Consider the following 21,057-nt stretch of genomic DNA (forward strand, 5'->3'; position numbering starts at 1 on the left):
ACCCGCGACCTCCGGCGTGACAGGCCGGCACTCTAACCAACTGAGCTACGCCCGCGTATCTGGGTAGCCGGGCATTCGGATCGTCCCGCATGATGCAGGCCGATGATGGACGTGGCGCGGGCGACGGGACTCGAACCCGCGACCTCCGGCGTGACAGGCCGGCACTCTAACCAACTGAGCTACGCCCGCACGGCGTCCCGCCCCGTTTCCGGCGGTGTCGGGGGTCTAGTTTCCGCACCCCGGCCTGTCAAGCAACCGGACGCAGCATTTCCATGGAAAATCCGACGGCGGTCGCTTTGCCGAGCGCTCGGGGGCGAAAGGCGACGGCCCGACGAGTGACGGTGCCATTGAAACCACGTCTCTTTTCTGTCATACGCCCCCTCGCGTTGAACCGCCCGGCCGATAGGGCTGCCGTGGCGGTTCGTGCTGCTCCATCAGAAGCATCAACCGAGCGCACGCCTTCGCCCTGTCCCAGGGTCGGAGGGCATGCGCGTTCAGGAGAGCCAAATGCCCAAGCTGAAAACCAAGTCGGGCGCGAAGAAGCGCTTCAAGATCACCGGCACCGGCAAGGTCATGTATGCCCAGGCCGGCAAGCGCCACGGAATGATCAAGCGGACGACGAAGCAGATCCGCAACCTGCGCGGCACCACCACCCTGTTCGAGGGCGATGCTGCCAACGTGAAGAAGTATTTCCTGCCCAACAGCCGGTAATCCTTCGCCGCAGCCGATACTGTTTTCGTAATCCAGGAGAGAACCCATGGCCCGCGTCAAGCGCGGCGTGACCAGTCACGCAAAGCACAAGAAAGTCCTCAAGGCCGCCCGTGGTTATTACGGCCGGCGCAAGAATACGATCCGGATCGCCAAGCAGGCGGTCGAGAAGGGCATGCAGTATGCCTACCGCGATCGTAAGAACAAGAAGCGCACGTTCCGCGCTCTCTGGATCCAGCGCCTCAACGCCGCTGTCCGCGAGCACGGCCTGACCTATTCGCGTTTCATCAACGGTCTCGCGAAGTCCGGCATCGAGGTGGACCGCAAGGCTCTGTCCGAGCTCGCCATTCACGAGCCGGCCAGCTTCGCGGTCGTTGTGGAGAAGGCCAAGGCCGCTCTTCCGGACCTCGCCAAGGCTGCCTGATTCGTGAAGGCTGCCTGAGGCGCGTTCACACGCCCTCTCATTCGTCGATGCGAAAGGCGCGGGCCGAGAGGTGCCGCGCCTTCGTCTTTTGCAAAGGATCGTCGGCAGGCGCGCTTGCATTGGCGGCGCTTACCCGCAAAACCGCTCGCGGGGGCCGCACACGATCCGAAGGCCAGATGCCAACCGGTGGTTTGAACCGATGACCGATCTCGAAACCCTCGAAGGCGATCTGCTCGGACAGGTCGGGAGCGCATCCGACGAGGCCTCCCTCGACGCCGTGCGCGTCGCTGCGCTCGGCAAGAAGGGCTCGATCTCCGACCTGCTGAAGACCCTTGGCAGCATGACGCCGGAGGAGCGCAAGGAGCGCGGTCCGCTCATCAACGGCCTGCGTGACAGGGTGCAGGGCGCCATCGCCACGCGGCGCGAGGCGCTCACAGAGGCCGCCCTCGAAGCCCGCCTCGCGGCGGAGCGGATCGACGTCACCCTGCCGGTGCGTGAGGCGCCGGAAGCGCGTGGGCGCATCCATCCGATCAGCCAGGTCATGGACGAGATCACCGCGATCTTCGCCGATATGGGCTTCTCGGTGGCCGAAGGCCCGGACATCGAGACCGACGACTACAACTTCACCGCTCTCAACTTCCCGCCCGGCCATCCGGCGCGCGAGATGCACGACACCTTCTTCCTGGCGCCCGACCGCAACGGCCAGCGCAAGGTGCTGCGCACCCATACGTCTCCGGTCCAGATCCGCACGATGCGGTCCCAGGAGCCGCCGATCCGCGTGATCTGCCCCGGCCGGACCTACCGTCACGATTCCGACCAGACCCACACCCCGATGTTCCATCAGGTGGAAGGGCTGGTGATCGACAAGAGCGCCACCATCGCCAACCTGAAATGGGTGCTGGAGGAGTTCTGCCGCACCTTCTTCGAGGTCGATGCGGTGAAGATGCGGTTCCGGCCGTCCTTCTTCCCCTTCACCGAGCCGTCGGCCGAGGTCGATATCCAGTGTTCGCGCAAAGGCGGCGAGATCCGCTTCGGCGAGGGCACCGACTGGCTCGAAATCCTCGGCTGCGGCATGGTCCATCCGAACGTGCTCCGGAATTGCGGCTACGACCCGGATTTCGTCCAGGGCTTCGCCTTCGGCATGGGCATCGACCGGATCGCCATGCTCAAATACGGCACGCCCGACCTGCGCCCGTTCTTCGAGGCGGATGTGCGCTGGCTGGAGCATTACGGCTTCCGCCCGCTGGACATCCCGAGTCTGGTGGCCGGGCTGACGAGTTAGGATGCCGAGGGAGGGATCGTGCATGACCGAGCAGGAGATCCGGCAGGTCGCCAACGAGGTGCTGCGGGAAACGCTCGGACCACACGGGTTCGAGAGCGCCGATGTTCGTCCGGCTCCCGACTTCGACGGCGAGCCCTCGCTCCATGTGACGGCGCATTTCAGGCCGAAGGCAGGGGTGACCAGCGGAGACGCTTCGACCAGGGCCCTCTCGGCCTTGCGGAAGCGGCTGCTCGATAAGGGCGAGGAGCGATTTCCGTACATTCGCTACGATTATCCGGATGACGAAGTGCTCGGCGACGACCCATCGGAATCAATCCCGGACCGGCACTGATGCCGAGGCTCGGAAATCCACTCGTCTACGATCTTCTGGAAACATCCCGCGCGCTCGCGGACACGCGCGGCCGGGTGAACCTTCGCAAAGCGGCGATGCGCCGGGCGGTCAGCGGGGCCTACTATTCTGTCTTTCACGCTCTCTGCTTCATTTGCGCGAGTGAATTGATCGGGTGGACCCAGGAGAACGACATCGTCGAACCGATCTACCGCCTGCTCGATCATGGAACGGCAAAGAAGCGTCTCAACAGCCGGGATGCGAACCTGATCGGACCGACCGTTACCGATATCGGCAATAACTTCCTGAGTTTGCAGGAAGCTCGAAACGCCGCCGACTATTCGCCGCCTACGCTGAAGGTTCGTCATGACGAGACGTTGCGCTACATCGAGCTTGCGGAACAGACCGTGACGTTGATCGAATCTCTCACGACGCTCGACCGCAAGAAGCTTGCGGTTCTCCTGATCGCCAGAACCCGGCCCCTCTGAGCCGAAGAGACGAACTCATGAAATTCACCCTCTCCTGGCTCAAGGAGCACCTCGACACCGACTCGTCTCTGGAGAACATCTCCGAGACGCTGACGCGGATCGGTCTCGAAGTCGAAGGCATCGAGGACAAGGCGGCGGCGCTCGCGCCTTTTGTCGTCGCCCATGTGCTCACGGCCGAACAGCACCCCAATGCCGACCGTTTGCGTGTCTGCACCGTGGATGCCGGCGACGGGCAGCCCGTGCAGGTCGTCTGCGGAGCGCCGAATGCGCGCGCCGGGATGAAGACGGTGTTCGCGCCCCCCGGCACCTACGTGCCCGGTCTCGACAAGACCTTGGCGGTCGGCAACATCCGGGGCGTCGAGAGCCTCGGCATGCTGTGCTCGGGCGCCGAACTCGGACTCGGCGAGGAATCCAGCGGCATCCTCGATCTGCCGGCGGACGCCCCGACCGGCCAGGCCTACGCGCTCTATGCCGGGCTCGACGATCCGGTCATCGAGATCAACCTCACACCGAATCGCCCGGACTGTACCTCGATCCACGGCATCGCCCGCGATCTTTCGGCTGCCGGCATCGGCGTCTTGAAGCGCGAGCCGATGCCGCCTGTGCGCGGCGAGGGCGAGTGCCCCGTGCCGGTCGCCCTCGATTTCGAGCCCGCGGACAAGGGATTGTGCCCGTATTTCGCCCTGCGCCTCGTGCGCGGCGTGAAGAACGGCCCCTCCCCTGACTGGATGCAGGCCCGCCTGCGCGCCATCGGCCTTCGCCCGATCAATGCGCTCGTCGACATCACCAACTACCTCACCTTCGATCGCGGACGCCCGCTCCACGTTTTCGACGCGGCCAAGGTGAAGGGCGCTCTCACGGTCCGACGCGCCCGCGACGGCGAGAGCCTGAAGGCGCTCGACGGCAAGACCTATGCGCTCGATGACGGCATCGTCGTCATCGCCGACGAGAACGGCCCCGAATCCATCGGCGGCATCATCGGCGGCGAGGCCTCCGGCTGCGACGACGCCACCGTGGACGTCATCATCGAATCCGCCCTGTGGGACCCGGTGAACATCGCCCAGAGCGGCCGGCGCCTCGGCATCATCACCGATGCCCGCTACCGGTTCGAGCGCGGCGTCGACCCCGTTTTCGCCCTGCCGGGGCTCGACCTTGCCACCCGCATGGTCGTCGAGATCTGCGGCGGCACGGCGAGCGAGGCGGTGATCGCCGGTGACTTGCCCGAGACGGAACGTGTCATCGATTTCCCCTGGACCGAGACGCGCCGGCTCGCCGGGATCGAACTGTCCCGCGCCGAGATGAAGGTGACGTTGGAGACCCTCGGGTTCCACGTGGCCGGCTCGGGTGACCGGGTGAAGGTTCTCACCCCGTCCTGGCGCCCGGATGTGGAAGGCAAGGCCGATCTCGTGGAGGAGATCATCCGCATCGCCGGCCTCGACCGGATCGAGCCAAAGCCGCTGACCCGTGGCGATGCCGCCATCGCCAAGGCGACGCTGACGCCCCTGCAGAAGCGCACGCGTCTTGCCAAGCGGGCGCTGGCCACGCGCGGCCTCGTGGAGGCGGTGACGTGGTCGTTCATCCCGCATGACGACGCCGTCCTGTTCGGCGGCGGCAAGGCGGATCTGGCGCTGGCCAACCCCATCGCCGCCGATCTCTCGGACATGCGCCCGAGCCTCGTTCCGGGCCTGCTCCGGGCGGCCCAGCGCAACGCCGACCGCGGCTATGGCGACGTCGCCCTGTTCGAGGTCGGGCAGTGCTTCGAGACCGACCAGCCCGAGGGTCAGTCGATCCGCGCCACGGCCATTCGCCGGGGAACGGCACGCCACGACGGCGCCGGCCGCCATTGGGCGGGGGCCGCCGCCACCGTCGATGCATTCGAGGCCAAGGCCGACGCGCTGGCGCTCCTCACCGCCCTCGGCGTACCGACCGGCGGTCTCCAGCTCGTGGCGGGTGGCCCCGCTTGGCTTCATCCCGGACGCTCCGGCACGATGCAGTTCGGGCCGAAGAACCAGATCGGCTATTTCGGCGAGATCCATCCCCGGGTGATGAAAGCTCTGGACCTGAAGGGCACGCTCGTGGCCTTCGAAATCACGCTGGATACGATCCCCCTGCCGAAATACCGCCCCACCAAGGTGAAGCCTGCGCTGGCCCTCTCCGACTTCCAGGCGATCTCGCGCGACTTCGCCTTCGTCGTCGGGCGCGACGTTGCGGCGGGCGACGTGGTGAAGGCGGCGCAAGCTGCCGAGCGCAAGCTCATCGCTGGGATCGACGTCTTCGACATCTACGAGGGGACAGGCATTCCCGACGGCTCGAAATCCGTCGCCATCGCGGTGAGGCTCCAACCGGTGGAGCGGACCCTCACCGATGCGGAGATCGAGGCCGTGACGGCCAAGATCGTGGCCGAGGTCGCCCGCAAGACCGGCGCGACTTTGAGAGGCTGAGAGCTTGTTTGAGGTGTTTTTCCAAGGCCTTACCTCATCCTGAGGTGCCGCGTAGCGGCCTCGAAGGAGGGCTCCAGATATCGCACCGGCCTCTGGAGGCCTCCTTCGAGGCCCTTTGCCGAGGCAAAGGGCACCTCAGGATGAGGTTGTCTGCTTGGATGATCTAATCGAGCATGAGCAGCCACCGAGAAATCCGATCGGACAGGCTTTGAAACGGCCCTCGGAACTCCAGACAAGGAAGCCGATCACATGGCGAACCGGGAACTGATCGACGTCTTGTCGGCCGCCAAGCATCTGCCGAAGGCGGCGATGCTTCAGGCCCTGGCGAGCCCGGCCGACATCGCCGAGCCGGTCCTCGCCGTTCTCGCTTTGGCGGCAGACGGCAAGGAGCTCGACGAGGCGCAGGGCAACCTGCTGTTCTGGGGAGTACACATCCTGGCGGCGGTCGGCGAGACGCGGGCCTTCGCTCCGCTTCTCACCATCCTGCGGCGCGAGGATTCCGACGGGCTCGACGCCCTCCTCGGCGATGCGCTGACCACTACAATGGCGAAGGTGCTCACCAGCCTGTTCGACGGCGATGTCGCGCCGATGCATGCGCTGCTGCTCGATTCGACGGTGGATGGCTTTGCCCGCAACGAGGTCTTCGCCGCCCTCGCCTACCTGACCCAGACCGGACGGATCGACCGGACCCAGACCCACGATCTCCTCGTCCGCTTCGACGACAAGCGCGCCGCCGTGGAGGGCGACGTCGCCTGGGTCGGCTGGGAGGAGACCATCGCGCTCCTCGGCTACGCGGATCTCGCCTTGCGGAGCACGGCCGCCAGGGCCGACGGCCGCCTGAGCGACGAGTTCAGCGATGCAGGGTGGTTTCACACCACCTTGCGCCGGGCGACCGCGAAGCCGAACGACATGCAGCGGTTCGACGGACAGAACTACGGCACGTTCGACGACCCGATCGGGGCCTTGGCCTGGACCGCCGAGGGGGCGGGCCTTCCAATCCGCAATCCGGTGAAGATCGGCCGCAACGATCCCTGCCCGTGCGGAAGCGGGAAGAAGTACAAGAAGTGCTGCCTCAACGCCGCCTGACGAAGAGCCAGGATCGGCCCGGACCGTAAAGGTCCGGCGCTTCCAGACGCACGGACGCGACAGCATTGGCCAACGGCGGTACGATGAGCGAACCCGAGTTCATCTTTGCCGGAGCAGCGCCATGTCCCTCGTGATTCCCGTCATCCTCGGTTCCGTCCGCAGCGAACGCCAGGGATTGCGCGCGGCGCGCTTCCTCGTGGCGCGCCTGCGGGAACGCGGCATCGAGGCTCCGCTGGTGGACCCGGCCGAGTTGAAGCTGCCGCTCCTCGACAAAATGTACAAGGAATATCCCAAGGGCGAGGCGCCGACGGTGCTCGAGGACCTCGCCACGCTCTACCGCCGGTCGGATGCGTTCGTGGTCGTCTCGGCCGAGTACAACCATTCGATCCCGCCGGCCCTCTCGAACACGCTGGATCACTTCCTCGAAGAGTATTTCTGGCGGCCCTCGGCCATCGTCTGTTACTCGGCCGGCCAATATGGCGGCGTCCGCGCGGCGATGCAGCTCCGGGCGATGATGGCCGAGCTCGGCGCACCGAGCATCGCGTCGCTGCTGCCGATCCCTCGCATCCACAAGGCGCTCGACGAAGAGGGCGTGCCGCAGGAGGAATGGCTGGGCAAGGCCGCCAAGCGGTTCCTCGACGAGCTGGTCTGGCACGCCGAGGCCCTCAAGGCGCAGCGCGCCAAGGGCACGCCCTACTGACTGGGGTCTGTTCGATCGCATGTCTCGGCGGATGCTCATGCCAGGGTCGATCATCCCAGCAGACCGCTTCATCCCGAGGTGCCCGCGTCAGCGGGCTTTGAGGGAGCCCTCCAGTTGGCGCGCGATTTCTGAAAGCCTCCTTCGAGGCCGCTACGCCGCACCTCAGGATGAGGTAGAGCGTTGGAAAATCGACTCAAACAGGCTCTGAGGGTGGTGCTCCGTGCCAGGAACCCGCCGATGCGAGGCCCGGCGCGGGTCTTGCGCGTCGACCCTCCATGATGCCGGAGGCCGCAGCAAAGATGACGATTCTTCAGACCCTTCTCGCCGACCTCGTGAAGGCGGCGCTGATCTCCGACGACGCGGCGAGTCTTCGCTGGCGTGACGAGGCGAGGCGCGCCCATGCCGTGCTCGCCTCGGACCCGTCGGCGGTGGCGGGGTTGAAGATCGACGGGATCTGGACCTTGGCCGTCCGCGAGGCTGAGGCCCCCGATTTTCGCGCCTCGGAGACCCGGGTCTCGTTCACGCTGCCGGTCGCCTGCCCGTTCAGCCTCGCCGACATCACCGATCCGGGTTTCGACATCGATGCCGGGGTGGAGCGGATCGTCGGTTCCGCGTCCACCGGTTGATGAACATCGGAAGAACATTGCCCCCGGCCTCGCGCGGTCCCATGTTAACTGATGTGGAAAGGCCCGAGCCTGAGGCCTTTCGACCTCTCGCCGCCAAGACATGAGCGGCGCGTTATACGAGTTCGAGCCCAGAGACATTTGGCCAGACGCATCAATCCCAACCCCGGGCAGAGCGCCCTTCCCTCCCGCGAGCAGATTGTCGCCTTCATCGCGCAGGCGACCGAGAAGGTCGGCAAGCGCGAGATCGCCGCGGCGTTCAACATCAAGGGTGCCGATCGCATCGGCTTGAAGCGCATCCTCAAGGAGATCGAGGAGGAAGGGGAGATCGAGCGCGGGCGCGCCGGGCTGGTGCCGCCCGGCCGGCTGCCGCCGGTGACGCTGGCCGATATCAAGTCGCGGGATCGCGACGGCGATTTCTTTGCCGTTCCCGTGGAATGGGACCATGCGAAGGGCCCGCCTCCGAAGATCCTGGTCTCCTCACCGCGCAGCGGCAAGAAGCCGGGCCGCGCAGCCCCCGGTATCGGGGACCGCGCCCTTCTGCGCGTCGAACTCATTCCCGGCGAGAGCGGGCGCTATTCCGGCCGTGTCATCAAGGTGATCGGCAAGAACAAGGCGGAGGTGATCGGCGTCTACCGCTCCGGCCCCGATGGCGGGCGCATCGTGCCCGTGGAGAAGCGGGCGCAGGGCCGCGAGATCGCGATCCCGGCCGGCGAGGAAGGCGAGGCGCGGGACGGCGACCTCGTCAGCGTTAGCCTCGTCAGCGAGAGCCGGTTCGGCCTGCCGCGAGGGCGCGTCACCGAGCGCCTCGGGTCGCTCGGCTCGGAGCGCGCGGTGAGCCTCATCGCACTGCATCTCCACCACATCCCCCACGTCTTCGCCGCCGACACTCTGGCCGAGGCCGACGCGGTGGAGCCGGTGGGGATGAAGGGCCGTGAGGATTGGCGCGCCGAGCCTCTCCTGACCATCGACCCCCCCGACGCCAAGGACCATGACGACGCCGTGATGGCGGTGCCGGACCCGGACGAGGCCAATCAGGGCGGCTTCGTCGTCACCGTCGCCATCGCCGATGTGGCCGCCTATGTCCGCCCCGGCTCGGCTCTCGATCGCGAAGCGCTGTTGCGCGGCAACTCGGTCTATTTCCCGGACCGCGTCGTGCCGATGCTGCCGGAGCGCATCTCCAACGACCTCTGCTCGCTGAGGGAAAAGGAAGATCGGCCGGCCATCGCGGTGCGCATGGTGATCGGCCCCGACGGGGTGAAGAAGCGCCATAGCTTCCACCGCGTCATGATGCGCTCGCGCGCCAAGCTGTCCTACGCCCAGGCGCAGGCGGCCATCGACGGCTTCACCGACGAGACGACCGCGCCGCTGCTGGAACCGATCCTGCGCCCGCTCTGGGCCGCCTACGCGGCCCTGACGGCGGCGCGCGAGGCACGCGGCCCCCTCGCCCTCGACCTGCCGGAGCGAAAGGTGCTGCTGACGCCGGACGGTGCCGTGGACCGGGTCGTGGTGCCGGCCCGTCTCGACGCGCACCGGCTCATCGAGGAGTTCATGATCCAGGCCAACGTGGCCGCCGCCGAGACCCTGGAACAGGCGAAACAGCCGCTGATCTACCGCGTCCATGACGAGCCGGCCCTGGAGAAGATGCGCGCGCTCGGCGAGGTTCTCGCCTCCATCGGCATCAAGATCCCCAAGGAGGGTGCCCTGCGCCCCGCCCTGTTCAACCGGATCCTCGGCTCCGTGGCCGAGACCGAGCACGCGATCTTCATCAACGAGGTCGTGCTGCGCTCGCAGGCCCAGGCCGTCTATGCCGCGCAGAATCTCGGGCATTTCGGCCTGAATCTCAGGCGCTACGCCCATTTCACCTCGCCGATCCGGCGCTACGCTGATCTCATCGTCCACCGGGCGCTGATCGCCGCCTGCCGCCTCGGCCCGGACGGCCTGTCCTCCGACGTGACGGTGGGCGCTCTCGACCAGATCGGCGAGCAGATCTCGGCCGCCGAGCGTCGCGCCATGGCGGCCGAGCGCGAGACCATCGACCGGCTCATCGCGCATCACCTCGCCGACAGGGTCGGGGCCACCTTCACCGGCCAGATCTCGGGTGTCACCCGCGCCGGGCTGTTCATCAAGCTCGACGAGACCGGTGCCGACGGCTTCGTGCCGATCTCCACCATCGGCAACGATTTCTACCACCACGACGAGGCGCGGCATGCCCTGGTCGGCTCGCGCAGCGGCGAGACCCATCGCCTCGGCGACCGGGTGGAGGTGAGGCTGGTGGAGGCGGCGGCCGTGGCCGGAGCGCTGCGCTTCGAGCTGCTCTCCGAAGGCCAGACGAGGCCTGGGGCCGGGGGGACGAGATCTCTGCGCTCGCCGAGCTTCCACAAGGCCGGCCCGCCCGGCAGGCCCGCCGGCATCCGCAACACCGGGTCGCGCCACCGCGGGTCGCGCCGCTAGGGCGGCTGGTGTAGGATCGGGCCTCGTCGGAATGGTTTCTCGCCAAGCGCCGACCTCATCCTGAGGCGCCGCGCCAGCGGCCTCGAAGGAGGGCTCCAGCTGGCTCCGTGGTTGCTGGAGGGCTCCTTCGAGGCCCGCTTTACGGGCACCTCAGGATGAGGTCGCGGCGTTGGACATCCGAAGCGGAAGGTAGATCGCCATGACCGAGAGCGTCGAGACCCTGCCCGGAGAGCGTGTCGGCCTCGTCAAGTCGATGGCGCGCGGCTTCCTGTGCCGCTGCCCGCATTGCGGCGAGGGCAAGCTCTTCGGCAAGTTCCTGAAGGTCCGTCCTTCCTGCGACGCGTGCGGACTCGAATTCCACCACCACCGCGCCGACGACCTTCCGCCCTACGTGGTGATCTTCATCATCGGCCATATCGTTGGTTATTTCATTCTCGAACTCGAGACGAACTACGACGTACCGTTGTGGTTTCAGCTCTCGTTCTGGCCGATCGTGACCCTCGGATCGGCGCTTGCCCTACTGCAGCCGGTGAAGGGCGCGGTGGTCGGATTGCAGTACGCCCTTGGCATGGGAGGCTTTGCCACGCTACCGACGGGGACAAGCGTGGCACTTGCGCGATCCGAGGAGGTTCAGCTTGGACCAAGCGACAATCCTACCCCCGGCCTCGGCCGCCTCTGAGCTTCGACGGCGCCCGGCCACCCTACGGCCGCGCAACGCGGCCACCCTCATCATCATCGACCGCACGGCGCGCCAGCCCAAATTCCTGATGGGCAAGCGCCATGACGGCCTCGCCTTCATGCCCGGCAAGTTCGTCTTCCCCGGCGGGAGGATCGAGCCCGGAGATCGCCGCATGAGCGTCGCCGGAGCGCTCTCGACGCGCGCGGAAGATGCCCTGGCCAAGCGCGTGCCGCGCGCCTCGCATTCCCTCGGGCGAGCGCTCGCTTTGGCGGCGATCCGCGAGACCTCCGAGGAGACCGGACTTTTCCTGGGCACCAAGGAATACGGACCGCCCGACACCGCGCCGGAGGGAAGCTGGTCGGCCTTCAAGGAGTTCGGAATCCTGCCGGACCTCGAATCGCTCCACCTGGTGGCGCGCGCGATTACGCCCCCCGGCCGACCGCGCCGGTTCGACACCCGCTTCTTCACTATCGACCGGAAAGCCGTGGCGGCGGAGCAGCCGGGGATCGTCACGCCGACATCCGAACTGGTGGAGCTTGCCTGGGTGAGTTTCGCCGAGGCGCGCAACCTCGACCTGCCGCGGATCACCCGCGTCGTCCTCGACGAATTGGAGCTGCAGATCGCCGGCGGGTTCGCGCCCTACCTGCCGATCCCGTTCTTCTACGAGCGCAGCGGCAAGCATGTCAGGGAGGTTCTGTAGGCGCCCGCAGGAACCGTATCCGCTCACATTCAGTTGATCAGACGATGATGTAGCTGGAGTATGACGATGCTGAAAGGCGGATTGTTGTGGTTGATCGGTATCCCATTGCCGATCATTTTGCTGATCTACTTCTTCACGTCCTGGCTGCACTGAGCGGAACTGAAACGGGACGTGCCGCCGAGGCCGATGAGCCGGCTCATCGGCGGGCATGACATGAAAAAGCCCTCTCCCCCGACCGGGGAGAGGGCTTTTTCGTTAGTAGATACGAGCGCCAGCTACTCGGCGGCGTCGAGGCGCGGGCGGACGATTTCGGCGCGTTCGCGCTTCACCAGTTCGGCCGTGAGGAACGCGACTTCCAACGCCTGCTCCGCATTGAGGCGGGGATCGCAATAGGTGTGGTAGCGATCCTGCAGGTCGTCGGCCGTCAGCGCGCGGGCGCCGCCGGTGCATTCCGTGACGTTCTTGCCGGTCATCTCGAGATGGATGCCGCCGGCGATGGTTTGCTCAGAGCGGTGCACGCCGAAGAAGCCCTCGATCTCCGTCATCACCCGCTCGAACGGACGCGTCTTGTAACGGCCGGCCGCGATGGTGTTGCCGTGCATCGGATCGCAGACCCACACGACCTTGCGGCCCTCACGCTCCACCGTGCGGATCAGCCCGGGCAGATGCTCGCCGACCTTGTCCGCGCCGAAGCGGCAGATCAGGGTCAGGCGGCCCGCTTCGTTCTCCGGGTTGAGCTGGTCGATCAGCTTGATCAGCCCTTCCGAGGTCATCGACGGCCCGCATTTCAGCCCGATCGGGTTCTTGATCCCGCGCGCATACTCGATATGCGCATGGTCGGCCTGGCGGGTACGGTCGCCGACCCAGAGCATGTGGCCCGACGTGGCGTACCAGTCGCCGCTGGTGGAATCGACGCGGGTCAGCGCCTCTTCATAGCCGAGGAGCAGCGCTTCGTGGCTCGTGAAGAAATCCGTGGTGCGGACCTCCTGGTGCGTCTCGGGGTTGATGCCGATGGCGCGCATGAAGTCGAGGGCGTCGCTCATCCGCTCCGCCACGTCCTGGTAGCGCGAGGATTGCGGGCTGTCCTTGACGAAGCCGAGCATCCAGCGATGCGCGTTCTCGAGGTTGGCGTAGCCGCCGGTCGCGAAGGCGCGCAGCAGGTTGAGCGTCGCCGCCGACTGGCGGTACGCTTCGAGTTGCCGGCGCGGATCGGGGATTCGCGCCTCCTCGGTGAAGGTGATGCCGTTGACGATGTCGCCCCGGTAGCTCGGCAGGCTCACGCCATCCATCGTCTCGGTGGGCGAGGAGCGCGGCTTGGCGAACTGTCCGGCGATGCGCCCGACCTTCACGACCGGCGAGCCGCCCGCGAAGGTGAGCACCAGCGCCATCTGCAGGAAGACGCGGAAGAAATCGCGGATGTTGTCGGCCGAATGCTCGTCGAAGCTCTCGGCGCAATCGCCGCCCTGGAGCAGGAAGGCTTCGCCGGTGGAGACGCGGGCGAGCGCCGATTTCAGCTTGCGCGCCTCACCTGCAAAAACGAGGGGCGGAAAGCTGGCGAGCTGGGTCTCGACCGTCTGGAGCGCAGCGGCATCCGGATAGGCCGGTACCTGCTGGATCGGCAGGTTGCGCCAGGATGTCGGCGTCCAACCGGTCTTCGATGTCCAACGCTCGCCCATGATGATCTCCCGTCCACCTCTCGGCCGGCTTCACGAAAGGGGAATCCCTCGCGAAGAGCGGGGCTTATAGAGCGGTTCTCGTAGAGAAGCGAGGGATACGCACCGGCCGGTTCCGCCGGTCGCGAGAGTGTCCCGCCCGATAAGGCCAAGGTCGACCCAGGAGATGGAGATTGGCCGTCGTCGACTCAAGACGCCGCGTGCTCGACGGGATGCCCGGAGAGGGAGTTGCTACTCGCCCTCCCCGTCCTCCACGGCGATGCCATGCTCCGACAGGATCCAGAAGATCGCCTCGAGATCCTCGGCCGTCACGTCGCGCGGAGGCAGGGCCTCTTCCAGATCCTCGTAGGTCAGGCGGCGTGCCCGCTGCGCTTCGGCCTTGGCGAGAAGACGGTCCACCGTCTCGCGCATATCCTCCGGCAGGGCATCGTGGCTCGGCAGGCGACGCTCGACGTCCGGAAACAGCGCCTGTTCCAGCATTCGGTCGATGATCGCCTGGCGCCGGTCATGCGCGTCGTCGTTCTGTGCCATGTCCCGTTATGGAGCGCGAAAGCCGCTCGAAACAAGAGAGCGTTATATCACCGACCTCCGGGCGCCGGAGGACGCGGTGACCTTAACCCTGGAGGGTCGCGGCCGAGCGGGCGATGGTCACCGGGATCGCCTTGGCCGCCGGCGTCTTCGATTGCTCGTCATGGTGCCAGAGCGGGATCAGCGGATTGAGCTCCGGGTAGTAGCCCGCGCAATTCCCTGGCGGGATGTTGTAGGCGACGATGCGAAGCCCCTTCACCGAACGGACCCTGTCGTCGGCGACCGTCGTCACATCGACGATCTCGGCATCGGCGAAGCCGAGCCGGGCGATATCGGCGGCATTCATGAACAACACCATCCGGGTGCCCTTCACGCCGCGAAAACGGTCGTCGTAGCCGTAGACGGTGGTGTTGAACTGGTCGTTCGAGCGCAACGTGATGAGGTCGAGAGCCTCGGCACTTCGTAGCGGCATGTCGGGATCGGCCTCGATCCCCTCTGGAACCGTGAAATTGGCCTTGCCGGTCTCCGTCTCCCAGCGGCGTTCGCGGGCGGCCAGGGGCTTGTGGATGCCGCCCGGCTCGAACATCCGACCTTCGAGATTGTGGAACACCGAGGGGTAGGTCGTCTCCATGGCCCCGCGAATGCGGGAATAGTCACCGACCCATGCGTCCCAGGGAACGTTTGGATTCGGCTCCAGGGTCGCCTTGGCGATCTCGGCGACGATCCACGGCTCGGAGCGGACCTGATCGCTCACCGGATTGGTCTTGCCCCGCGAACCGTGGAAGCACGAGGTCGAGCTCTCCATCGAGACCGCCTGCGGACCGCTCGCCTGGGTGTCGATTTCGATCCGGCCGAGACAGGGCAGGATATAGGCGACCTCGCCGTTGATGAGGTGCGAGCGGTTGAGCTTGGTCGAGATCTGCACGGTGAGGCGCATGCCAGGCCACGCCTCTTCCATCCGCACCGTCTCGGGCACCGCGCGAACGAAGTTGCCGCCGAGGCTGACGAAGGCCTTCACATCCCCGGAGACGATGCCCTCGCAGGCCTCCACCGTGTTGAGGCCCTTCTCGCGCGGCGGCTCGAAACCGTATTGCTCCTTCAGCATGTCCAGCGGCGCGAGTTCCGGCTTCTCGGTGATCCCCACCGTGCGTTGGCCCTGGACGTTGGAATGGCCCCGAACCGGAGAGGGCCCGGCGCCCTTCCGCCCGATATTCCCGCGCAGGAGGAGGAGATTCACGAGCATCTGCACGGATTCCGTGCCCTTGCGATGCTGGGTCAATCCCATGCCGTAGACGCCGATGACGGCACGCGCGCGGGCATAGACGGTGGCCGCCGCCTCGATGGCAGCGCGGGTGAGACCCGACCGGCCTTCGAGGGCTGCCCAATCCTGTGACTCGCAATAGGCCGCGAAGGCGTCGAACCCATGGGTGTGTTCGTCGATGAAGCTCCGGTCGAGGATGCCGGGGCGCCCGACCTTCAGCGCCTCCCGGTCGGCCGCGATGAGCGCCTTGCACATCCCGGTGATCGCCGCGAGATCGCCGCCGGCCTTGACCTGATGGTACTGGGTCGAGATCTCGGTGGCGTGGCCTGTCGCCATTTCCACCACCGACTGGGGGTTGGTGAACCGCTCCAATCCGCGCTCGCGCAGCGGGTTGAAGGTGACGATCGGAACCCGGCGTTTGCGGGCCTCCTGCAACTGATGCAGCATCCGGGGGGCGTTCGAGCCGACATTCTGGCCGAAGAACAGGATCAGGTCGGTCGCCTCGAAATCGTCCAGCACCACTGTTCCCACGGGGACGCCGATCGATGCCTTCAGCCCGACGGAGGTCGGCTCGTGGCACATGTTGGACGAATCGGGCAGGTTGTTGTTGCCGTACATCCGGGCGAAGAGCCCGTAGATGTAGGACGTCTCCAGCGAGGCGCGGCCCGACGTGTAGAACACCACCGATTTCGGATCGAGGGCGCGCAATTCCCGGCCGATCGCCGCCGTCGCCTCCTCCCAGGAGACCGGCACGTAACGATCGCTCCCCGCGTCGTAGCGCATCGGATGCGTGAGCCGGCCCTGCTCCTCCAGGGCGTAATCCGTCCAGCTACGCAGCTCCGTCACCGTGTGCTTGGCGAAGAAGTCGGGTCCGCAGCGCTTGGCTGTCTGCTCCCAGGCCGTCGCCTTCGCGCCGTTCTCGCAATATTCGAACGTCAGCGGCTTGGCGGGCTTGGCCCAGGCGCAGGACACGCACATGAAGCCGTCCGGCTTGTTCTGCTTCATCAGCAGAGCCGCGCCGGAGACGGGAATCTCTTCCCGCAGAAGAATTTCGGTGAGAGATTGCGCCGAGCCCCAGCCGCCGGCCGGCCCGTCATAGGCCTCGATCTTCGGCTCCGCCATCTTGTCGGTCATTCGCTGGGCCTTTGCCGATGAATCGGTTCAGAGCCCAACGGCAGCGCCGAGTGCCTGTTCCGGGGTGCGGCTCTAACCCACTCCTTCCGGCCGCTTGGTCACGGCGGGCACCCGCATGGTGACGAGTTCTTCTCCGGCCGTGGGATGAACCGCGATGGTCCTGTCGAAATCGGCCTTCGTCGCTCCCATCGTCACCGCGATGGCGACGGCCTGGATGATCTCGCCGGCATCGTGGCCGACGATATGAACGCCGAGCACCCGGTCGGTGGCGCAATCCACGATGATCTTCATCAGGACACGCTCGGCGCTGCCGGACAGCGTCGCCTTCATCGGGCGGAAGCTCGACTTGTAGACATCGATAGTCTCGAACCGCTCGCGCGCCTGCTCCTCGGTGAGGCCGACGGTGCCGATCTCGGGCGTCGAGAACACGGCGGTGGCGATGAGTTCGTGGTTCACCGCCCACGGCCTGCCGCCGAATACGGTGTCGGCGAAGGCATGGCCCTCGCGGATGGCGATGGGCGTCAGGGCGGCGCGGTTGGTGACGTCGCCCACCGCGTAGATCGAGGGCACGCATGTCTGCGAGAAGGCGTCCACCGGGATCGCGCCGCTCTCGTTGGTCTCGATCCCCACGGCCTCCAGGCCGAGGCCGGTGACCGCCGGCCTGCGCCCGGTGGCGACGAGGACCTGATCGACTTCGAGAACGCTGCCGTCGCCGAGGGTCGCGGCAATGCCGCCCTCACCCCGTTCGAGGCGCTCCACCGTCTGGTTGAGCCGAAGATCCAGGCGCTTCTCATAAGCGAGGCCGAGAGCGTCGCGGACCTCGTCGTCGAACCCGCGCAGCAGTCGGTCGCCCCGGTGCAGCAGGGTCGTGCGCGAACCGAGATGCGCGAAGACGCTGGCGAACTCGACCGCGATATAGCCGCCCCCGATGACCAGGATCCGCTTCGGCAGGGTCTCGAGTTCGAAGACCTCGTTGGAGGTGATGCCGAGATCGCCGCCGGGAATGACCGGCACCTTCACCGGATACGCGCCCACCGCCACGAGGATGTACTTCGCCCGCACACGGCGACCCGAGCCGACGAGGCGGATCGTATGCGCGTCCTCGATGACGGCCCGTTCGGGAATGATCGTGACGTTCATCCGTTCGAGGTTGGTGTCGTAGATCGATTCGAGGCGCGAGACCTCGGCGTCCCGGCGCGCTTTCAGCACGCTCCAATCGAAATGCGGCTCACTCACCGACCAGCCGAAACCGGCCGCGTCCTCGAACTCGTCGGCGAAGCGCCCGGCATAGACCATCAGCTTCTTCGGGACGCAGCCGCGGATCACGCAGGTGCCGCCGATCCGGTACTCTTCGGCGAGACTCACCCTGGCGCCGTAGCCGGCGGCGATGCGTGCCGCGCGCACGCCCCCCGAGCCACCACCGATGACGAATAGATCGACGTCGAATTCGTCGGTCATGGCAGGCTCCTCACAGCGACGGATGCAGGTTCGGCGATCCTGGCGGAACGCGGGGCTGGTTCTGTCCGCTCTATCGCAGGAACACGATGCCCGTCATCGCCGCGCGGCGAAATTCAACGCTGCCGCTTCGGTTCGTCACTGAGGGCATGGATCGGGCCGGTCGAGATCGGCCGTCCAGAGACCGGCGACAGCTTCGCGCCGAGCAAGCGAAGGTGCTGTCGTAATTTCATGGAACAATAATCTAGCCAACGAAATGGAACAGGTGCGGGAGAGAGCGAATAGAAAAATCAATTTCCCTTCGAGATAAAGCCACGCTTCATGATGATGCGTTGCGACATCTCGACGGAACGCTTTCGCTTCCTTCCGGATTGAATAGGTCCGATCGAGGGAGAATAACATGCGACATCAGCTGGCTACACTCGCGTTTGTGGCACTTCTAGGCTCGGGCACGGCCTATGCTCAGACCACCGTGACCGGCAAGCCCGCCACGGATGCCGAGACCAGCGCCAAGTCCGGCGGCCAAGAATCCGTGACGCGCCCGAACACCGACAAGCCCGATGCGAAGAACCCCGCCACCACCCAGGCGGCGACCAACGCCAAGCTGGAAGAAGGCGCGAACAGCTTCACCGAGGGCCAGACCCGGAGCCGCCTCGAACAGGCCGGCTACAAGGACGTCAAGGAACTCAAGAAGGACGACAAGGGCATCTGGCGCGGGGCGGCAACGCTCAACGGGAAGCCTGTCACCGTCGGCGTCGACTTCAAGGGCAACGTCGCTGCTCAGTAGCGACATCTCGGACGTCGCAGACTTGTCGATACATTGAGAGGAACGATCCCATGGCAAACCAGACCATTACCGCACTCTACGATTCCTATGACGATGCCAGCAAGGCCGTCGCCAAGCTCGAAGCCTCGGGCATCAGCCACAGCGACATCAGCATCGTCAGCAGCAACGAGAACGACCGGCATGCCGGACGTGTAGCGACCGGCGATCATACCCGCACCGACACCGCCGAGACGGCATCGACCGGTGCCGGGACGGGCGCCGGCGTCGGTACGCTCCTCGGCGGCGCGGCCGGCCTCCTGACGGGCCTCGGCCTGCTGGCGATCCCCGGTGTCGGTCCCGTCGTGGCCGCCGGTTGGCTCGTGACGACGCTCGCCGGTGCCGGCATCGGTGCCGCGGCCGGCGGTCTCGTCGGCGGCCTGACCGGCGCCGGTCTGAGCGAGGCCGATGCGCATACCTACAGCGAAGGCGTGCGTCGCGGCGGTACCCTCGTGACCGTCAAGGCCGACGATGCCCGCGCGTCGCTGGTGATGGACGTTCTCGAGGAGCACGGCTCGGTGAACGTGACCGAGCGCGCAGAGGGTTGGAAGGCCGAAGGCTGGACCGCGCCGAGCGCCACGCCGTCCGAGGCCACAACGGTCCCGGGCAACCGTACCGGCGTGCGCTCCTACCCCACCGCCTCGCTCTAACCGAGACGACCCATCCAAGAACGGAAAAAGCCGCCCCAAAAGGGCGGCTTTTTCATGCCGTCTCGAAGGGGAGACGAAGCTTACTTGATCTTGGTTTCTTTGAAGTCGACATGCTTGCGCACGACGGGGTCGTACTTCTTCATGGACAGCTTCTCGGTCTGCGTCCGGGAATTCTTCTTCGTAACGTAGAAGTAGCCCGTATCGGCGGTCGAGATGAGCTTGATCTTGACGGTGACGGACTTGGCCATGGCGCGGTGCTCCTGAAGGTGGCGGCATTCCGCTTGAGCGAAACGCAAAATGGCCGGCACGGACCGGCTGAATTCCGCGCGGTCATTGCCTCATCGGGCTCACTTCGTCAAGGCCGGGGCGGTTGTCCGAAGCCGCCAGAGGACGAGGCCGGCATAGGCGACGAGCACGCCGCACATGGCATGGGCAAAGCCCTGAGGGGGCATCAGGTCCATGCCGCCGCCGATGATCGGAGGCCCCACCATCAGGCCGACATTGTAGAAAATCAGGAAGGCGGCATTCGCTCCCGCGAGTTCGGCCCCGCGCACGCTGGCCCCCAGATGGGCCAGGCCGACCGTGTAGAGCGTGCCGGTCAGGCCGCCCCAGATCAGCAGTAGGATGGCGAGCCAGAAAGGGGATGCCGACGCCGCCGGAATCAAAGCCGCGCCGATGGCGCCACCCAGGGCCGAGGCGAGGAGGAGGCGGCGACGGTCGAACCTATCGGCCAGGAGGCCGAAGGGGATCTGGAACAGGACGTGGCCGAGAGCGAGCATGCTGACGAGCCCGGCGGAGCTCTCCGCGTCGAGCCCGATCCGCAGGCCGTAGAGCGGCAGGATGGCGAATCCCCCGGTCTCGACGGCGCCGTAGACGAGGGCCGCGAAGATGGCGGCGGGGGCCAGCCGGACATAGCCGAGCACACCGCGACTACCGGACCCTTCGATGTCGGGGGAGAGACCGCGCGCCAGGGCGATGGGCACGGTGCCGAGCAGGAACAGGGCGGCGCCCGCGCAATACGGTGCGTAGCCCTGTGTGCCGATGAGGACGAGGAGGGTCGGACCCACCGCGAAGCCGAGGGCCAGGACCGTCGCGTAGATGCCCATGACGAGGCCGCGCCGCGCCGGGGGCGCGACCTCGTTGATCCAGAACTCGGACAGGACGAAGAGCACGCCCAGCGTCGCCGAGAAGACGAAGCGGAGCGGGAACCACCAGCGGATATCGTGGAGCAGCTTGAACCCGATGAGGGAGGCCGCGCCGATGAAAATCGCGAGAATGAGAAGCCGTACGACGCCGATCCGGGCGGCCAGACGCGGCACGAACGGCACGGTGACGATGCTGGCGAGACCCGCCAGGGCCGTATTGATGCCGATGACCGTGCTCGATACGCCCATGCGCTCCATCTCGAGGGAGAGGAGCGGGATCGACAGGCTGAGGCCGATGCCGACCACCGCGACGCAGGTGATCGCGGCGCTCATCGCCGCTACGTGAGCGCGATCGAGAGTGTCCGAGGTGGGGCGGTCGAGCATGATCGGGGGGCGTTCCGGGGGAGGCGCGAGCGGGCGCACCGAACGGTGAGGCTCTACGCCATCATCCCCCTTCCACGGAACCTGCCGGACG

Annotated in this window: 20 protein-coding genes and 1 tRNA gene; 14 read left to right on the forward strand and 7 right to left on the reverse strand. The window is 66.4% G+C overall.

The features are described 5' to 3' along the window. Positions 1-112 precede the first annotated feature (112 nt). Positions 113-189 (reverse strand) — tRNA-Asp (locus RQI43_RS11975). A 318-nt stretch (positions 190-507) separates the two neighbouring features. Here RQI43_RS11975 and rpmI point away from each other — a divergent pair. The 12 genes from rpmI (at position 508) to RQI43_RS12035 (ending at position 11,913) form a co-directional block, all read left to right on the forward strand. Further along, positions 508-711 carry a 50S ribosomal protein L35 gene (gene rpmI, locus RQI43_RS11980; protein ID WP_018044555.1) on the forward strand — a complete coding sequence of 68 codons (204 nt, stop codon included), beginning with the start codon at positions 508-510 and terminating at the stop codon, positions 709-711. Between the two features lie 46 nt (positions 712-757). After that, the gene (gene rplT / locus RQI43_RS11985) at positions 758-1,132 is read left to right on the forward strand and encodes a 50S ribosomal protein L20 (RefSeq protein ID WP_018044556.1); all 375 of its coding nucleotides are present in this window, start codon (positions 758-760) and stop codon (positions 1,130-1,132) included. Between the two features lie 199 nt (positions 1,133-1,331). Next, positions 1,332-2,414, forward strand: coding sequence for a phenylalanine--tRNA ligase subunit alpha (gene pheS, locus RQI43_RS11990; protein WP_056430288.1), 1,083 nt, complete (start codon positions 1,332-1,334; stop codon positions 2,412-2,414). Between the two features lie 22 nt (positions 2,415-2,436). Further along, positions 2,437-2,745, forward strand: a complete 309-nt coding sequence (locus tag RQI43_RS11995) for a hypothetical protein (RefSeq protein ID WP_018044558.1) — start codon at positions 2,437-2,439, stop codon at positions 2,743-2,745. Further along, on the forward strand, positions 2,745-3,230 hold the full coding sequence (locus RQI43_RS12000; RefSeq protein ID WP_018044559.1) for a hypothetical protein: 486 nt from the start codon (positions 2,745-2,747) through the stop codon (positions 3,228-3,230). Before RQI43_RS11995 ends, RQI43_RS12000 begins: the two co-directional genes overlap by 1 nt. Positions 3,231-3,247: 17 nt before the next feature. Further along, positions 3,248-5,671: a phenylalanine--tRNA ligase subunit beta gene (gene pheT / locus RQI43_RS12005; RefSeq protein ID WP_311275291.1), complete on the forward strand. Its 2,424-nt coding sequence runs from the start codon at positions 3,248-3,250 to the stop codon at positions 5,669-5,671. Positions 5,672-5,920: 249 nt separating this feature from the next. Then, positions 5,921-6,757: a DUF1186 domain-containing protein gene (locus RQI43_RS12010; RefSeq protein WP_311275292.1), complete on the forward strand. Its 837-nt coding sequence runs from the start codon at positions 5,921-5,923 to the stop codon at positions 6,755-6,757. 121 nt (positions 6,758-6,878) lie between these two features. Continuing rightward, positions 6,879-7,457: an NADPH-dependent FMN reductase gene (locus tag RQI43_RS12015; protein ID WP_311275293.1), complete on the forward strand. Its 579-nt coding sequence runs from the start codon at positions 6,879-6,881 to the stop codon at positions 7,455-7,457. A 299-nt stretch (positions 7,458-7,756) separates the two neighbouring features. Beyond that, positions 7,757-8,083 carry a hypothetical protein gene (locus tag RQI43_RS12020; protein WP_311275294.1) on the forward strand — a complete coding sequence of 109 codons (327 nt, stop codon included), beginning with the start codon at positions 7,757-7,759 and terminating at the stop codon, positions 8,081-8,083. Between the two features lie 138 nt (positions 8,084-8,221). Next, complete coding sequence (rnr, locus tag RQI43_RS12025; protein ID WP_311275295.1) at positions 8,222-10,534, forward strand: ribonuclease R; 2,313 nt, start codon at positions 8,222-8,224, stop codon at positions 10,532-10,534. Between the two features lie 199 nt (positions 10,535-10,733). After that, entirely contained in the window at positions 10,734-11,213 is a 480-nt protein-coding gene (locus RQI43_RS12030) for a DUF983 domain-containing protein (protein WP_311275296.1), read from the forward strand. Next, positions 11,170-11,913: an NUDIX hydrolase gene (locus tag RQI43_RS12035; protein WP_311275297.1), complete on the forward strand. Its 744-nt coding sequence runs from the start codon at positions 11,170-11,172 to the stop codon at positions 11,911-11,913. Before RQI43_RS12030 ends, RQI43_RS12035 begins: the two co-directional genes overlap by 44 nt. 275 nt (positions 11,914-12,188) lie before the next feature. Here RQI43_RS12035 and RQI43_RS12040 read toward each other — a convergent pair whose 3' ends face one another. The 4 genes from RQI43_RS12040 to gor form a co-directional block, all read right to left on the reverse strand. Then, a complete protein-coding gene (locus tag RQI43_RS12040) occupies positions 12,189-13,589 on the reverse strand; it encodes a class II 3-deoxy-7-phosphoheptulonate synthase (protein WP_311275298.1) in 1,401 nt (466 codons plus the stop codon). Positions 13,590-13,817: 228 nt separating this feature from the next. Continuing rightward, positions 13,818-14,117: an RNA polymerase sigma factor region1.1 domain-containing protein gene (locus RQI43_RS12045; protein WP_056430260.1), complete on the reverse strand. Its 300-nt coding sequence runs from the start codon at positions 14,115-14,117 to the stop codon at positions 13,818-13,820. Positions 14,118-14,199: 82 nt separating this feature from the next. Next, positions 14,200-16,497 (reverse strand): FdhF/YdeP family oxidoreductase, encoded by a 2,298-nt coding sequence (locus RQI43_RS12050; protein WP_311275418.1) that lies wholly within the window; start codon positions 16,495-16,497, stop codon positions 14,200-14,202. Positions 16,498-16,581: 84 nt separating this feature from the next. Next, entirely contained in the window at positions 16,582-17,967 is a 1,386-nt protein-coding gene (gene gor / locus RQI43_RS12055) for a glutathione-disulfide reductase (protein ID WP_311275299.1), read from the reverse strand. A gap of 397 nt (positions 17,968-18,364) precedes the next feature. On the opposite strand from gor, the gene RQI43_RS12060 reads away from it, so the two are divergent. After that, positions 18,365-18,751 (forward strand): hypothetical protein, encoded by a 387-nt coding sequence (locus RQI43_RS12060; protein WP_056430254.1) that lies wholly within the window; start codon positions 18,365-18,367, stop codon positions 18,749-18,751. Positions 18,752-18,801: 50 nt separating this feature from the next. Beyond that, a complete protein-coding gene (locus tag RQI43_RS12065) occupies positions 18,802-19,437 on the forward strand; it encodes a general stress protein (protein ID WP_056453977.1) in 636 nt (211 codons plus the stop codon). Between the two features lie 80 nt (positions 19,438-19,517). Here RQI43_RS12065 and rpmG read toward each other — a convergent pair whose 3' ends face one another. Together rpmG and RQI43_RS12075 are read right to left on the reverse strand one after the other, a co-directional pair. After that, complete coding sequence (gene rpmG / locus RQI43_RS12070) at positions 19,518-19,685, reverse strand: 50S ribosomal protein L33 (protein ID WP_311275300.1); 168 nt, start codon at positions 19,683-19,685, stop codon at positions 19,518-19,520. 99 nt (positions 19,686-19,784) lie between these two features. Then, complete coding sequence (locus RQI43_RS12075; RefSeq protein WP_311275301.1) at positions 19,785-20,966, reverse strand: MFS transporter; 1,182 nt, start codon at positions 20,964-20,966, stop codon at positions 19,785-19,787. Positions 20,967-21,057 lie beyond the last annotated feature (91 nt).

It is taken from the genome of Methylobacterium sp. WCS2018Hpa-22, assembly GCF_031843785.1.
Taxonomy (GTDB): Bacteria; Pseudomonadota; Alphaproteobacteria; order Rhizobiales; family Beijerinckiaceae; genus Methylobacterium.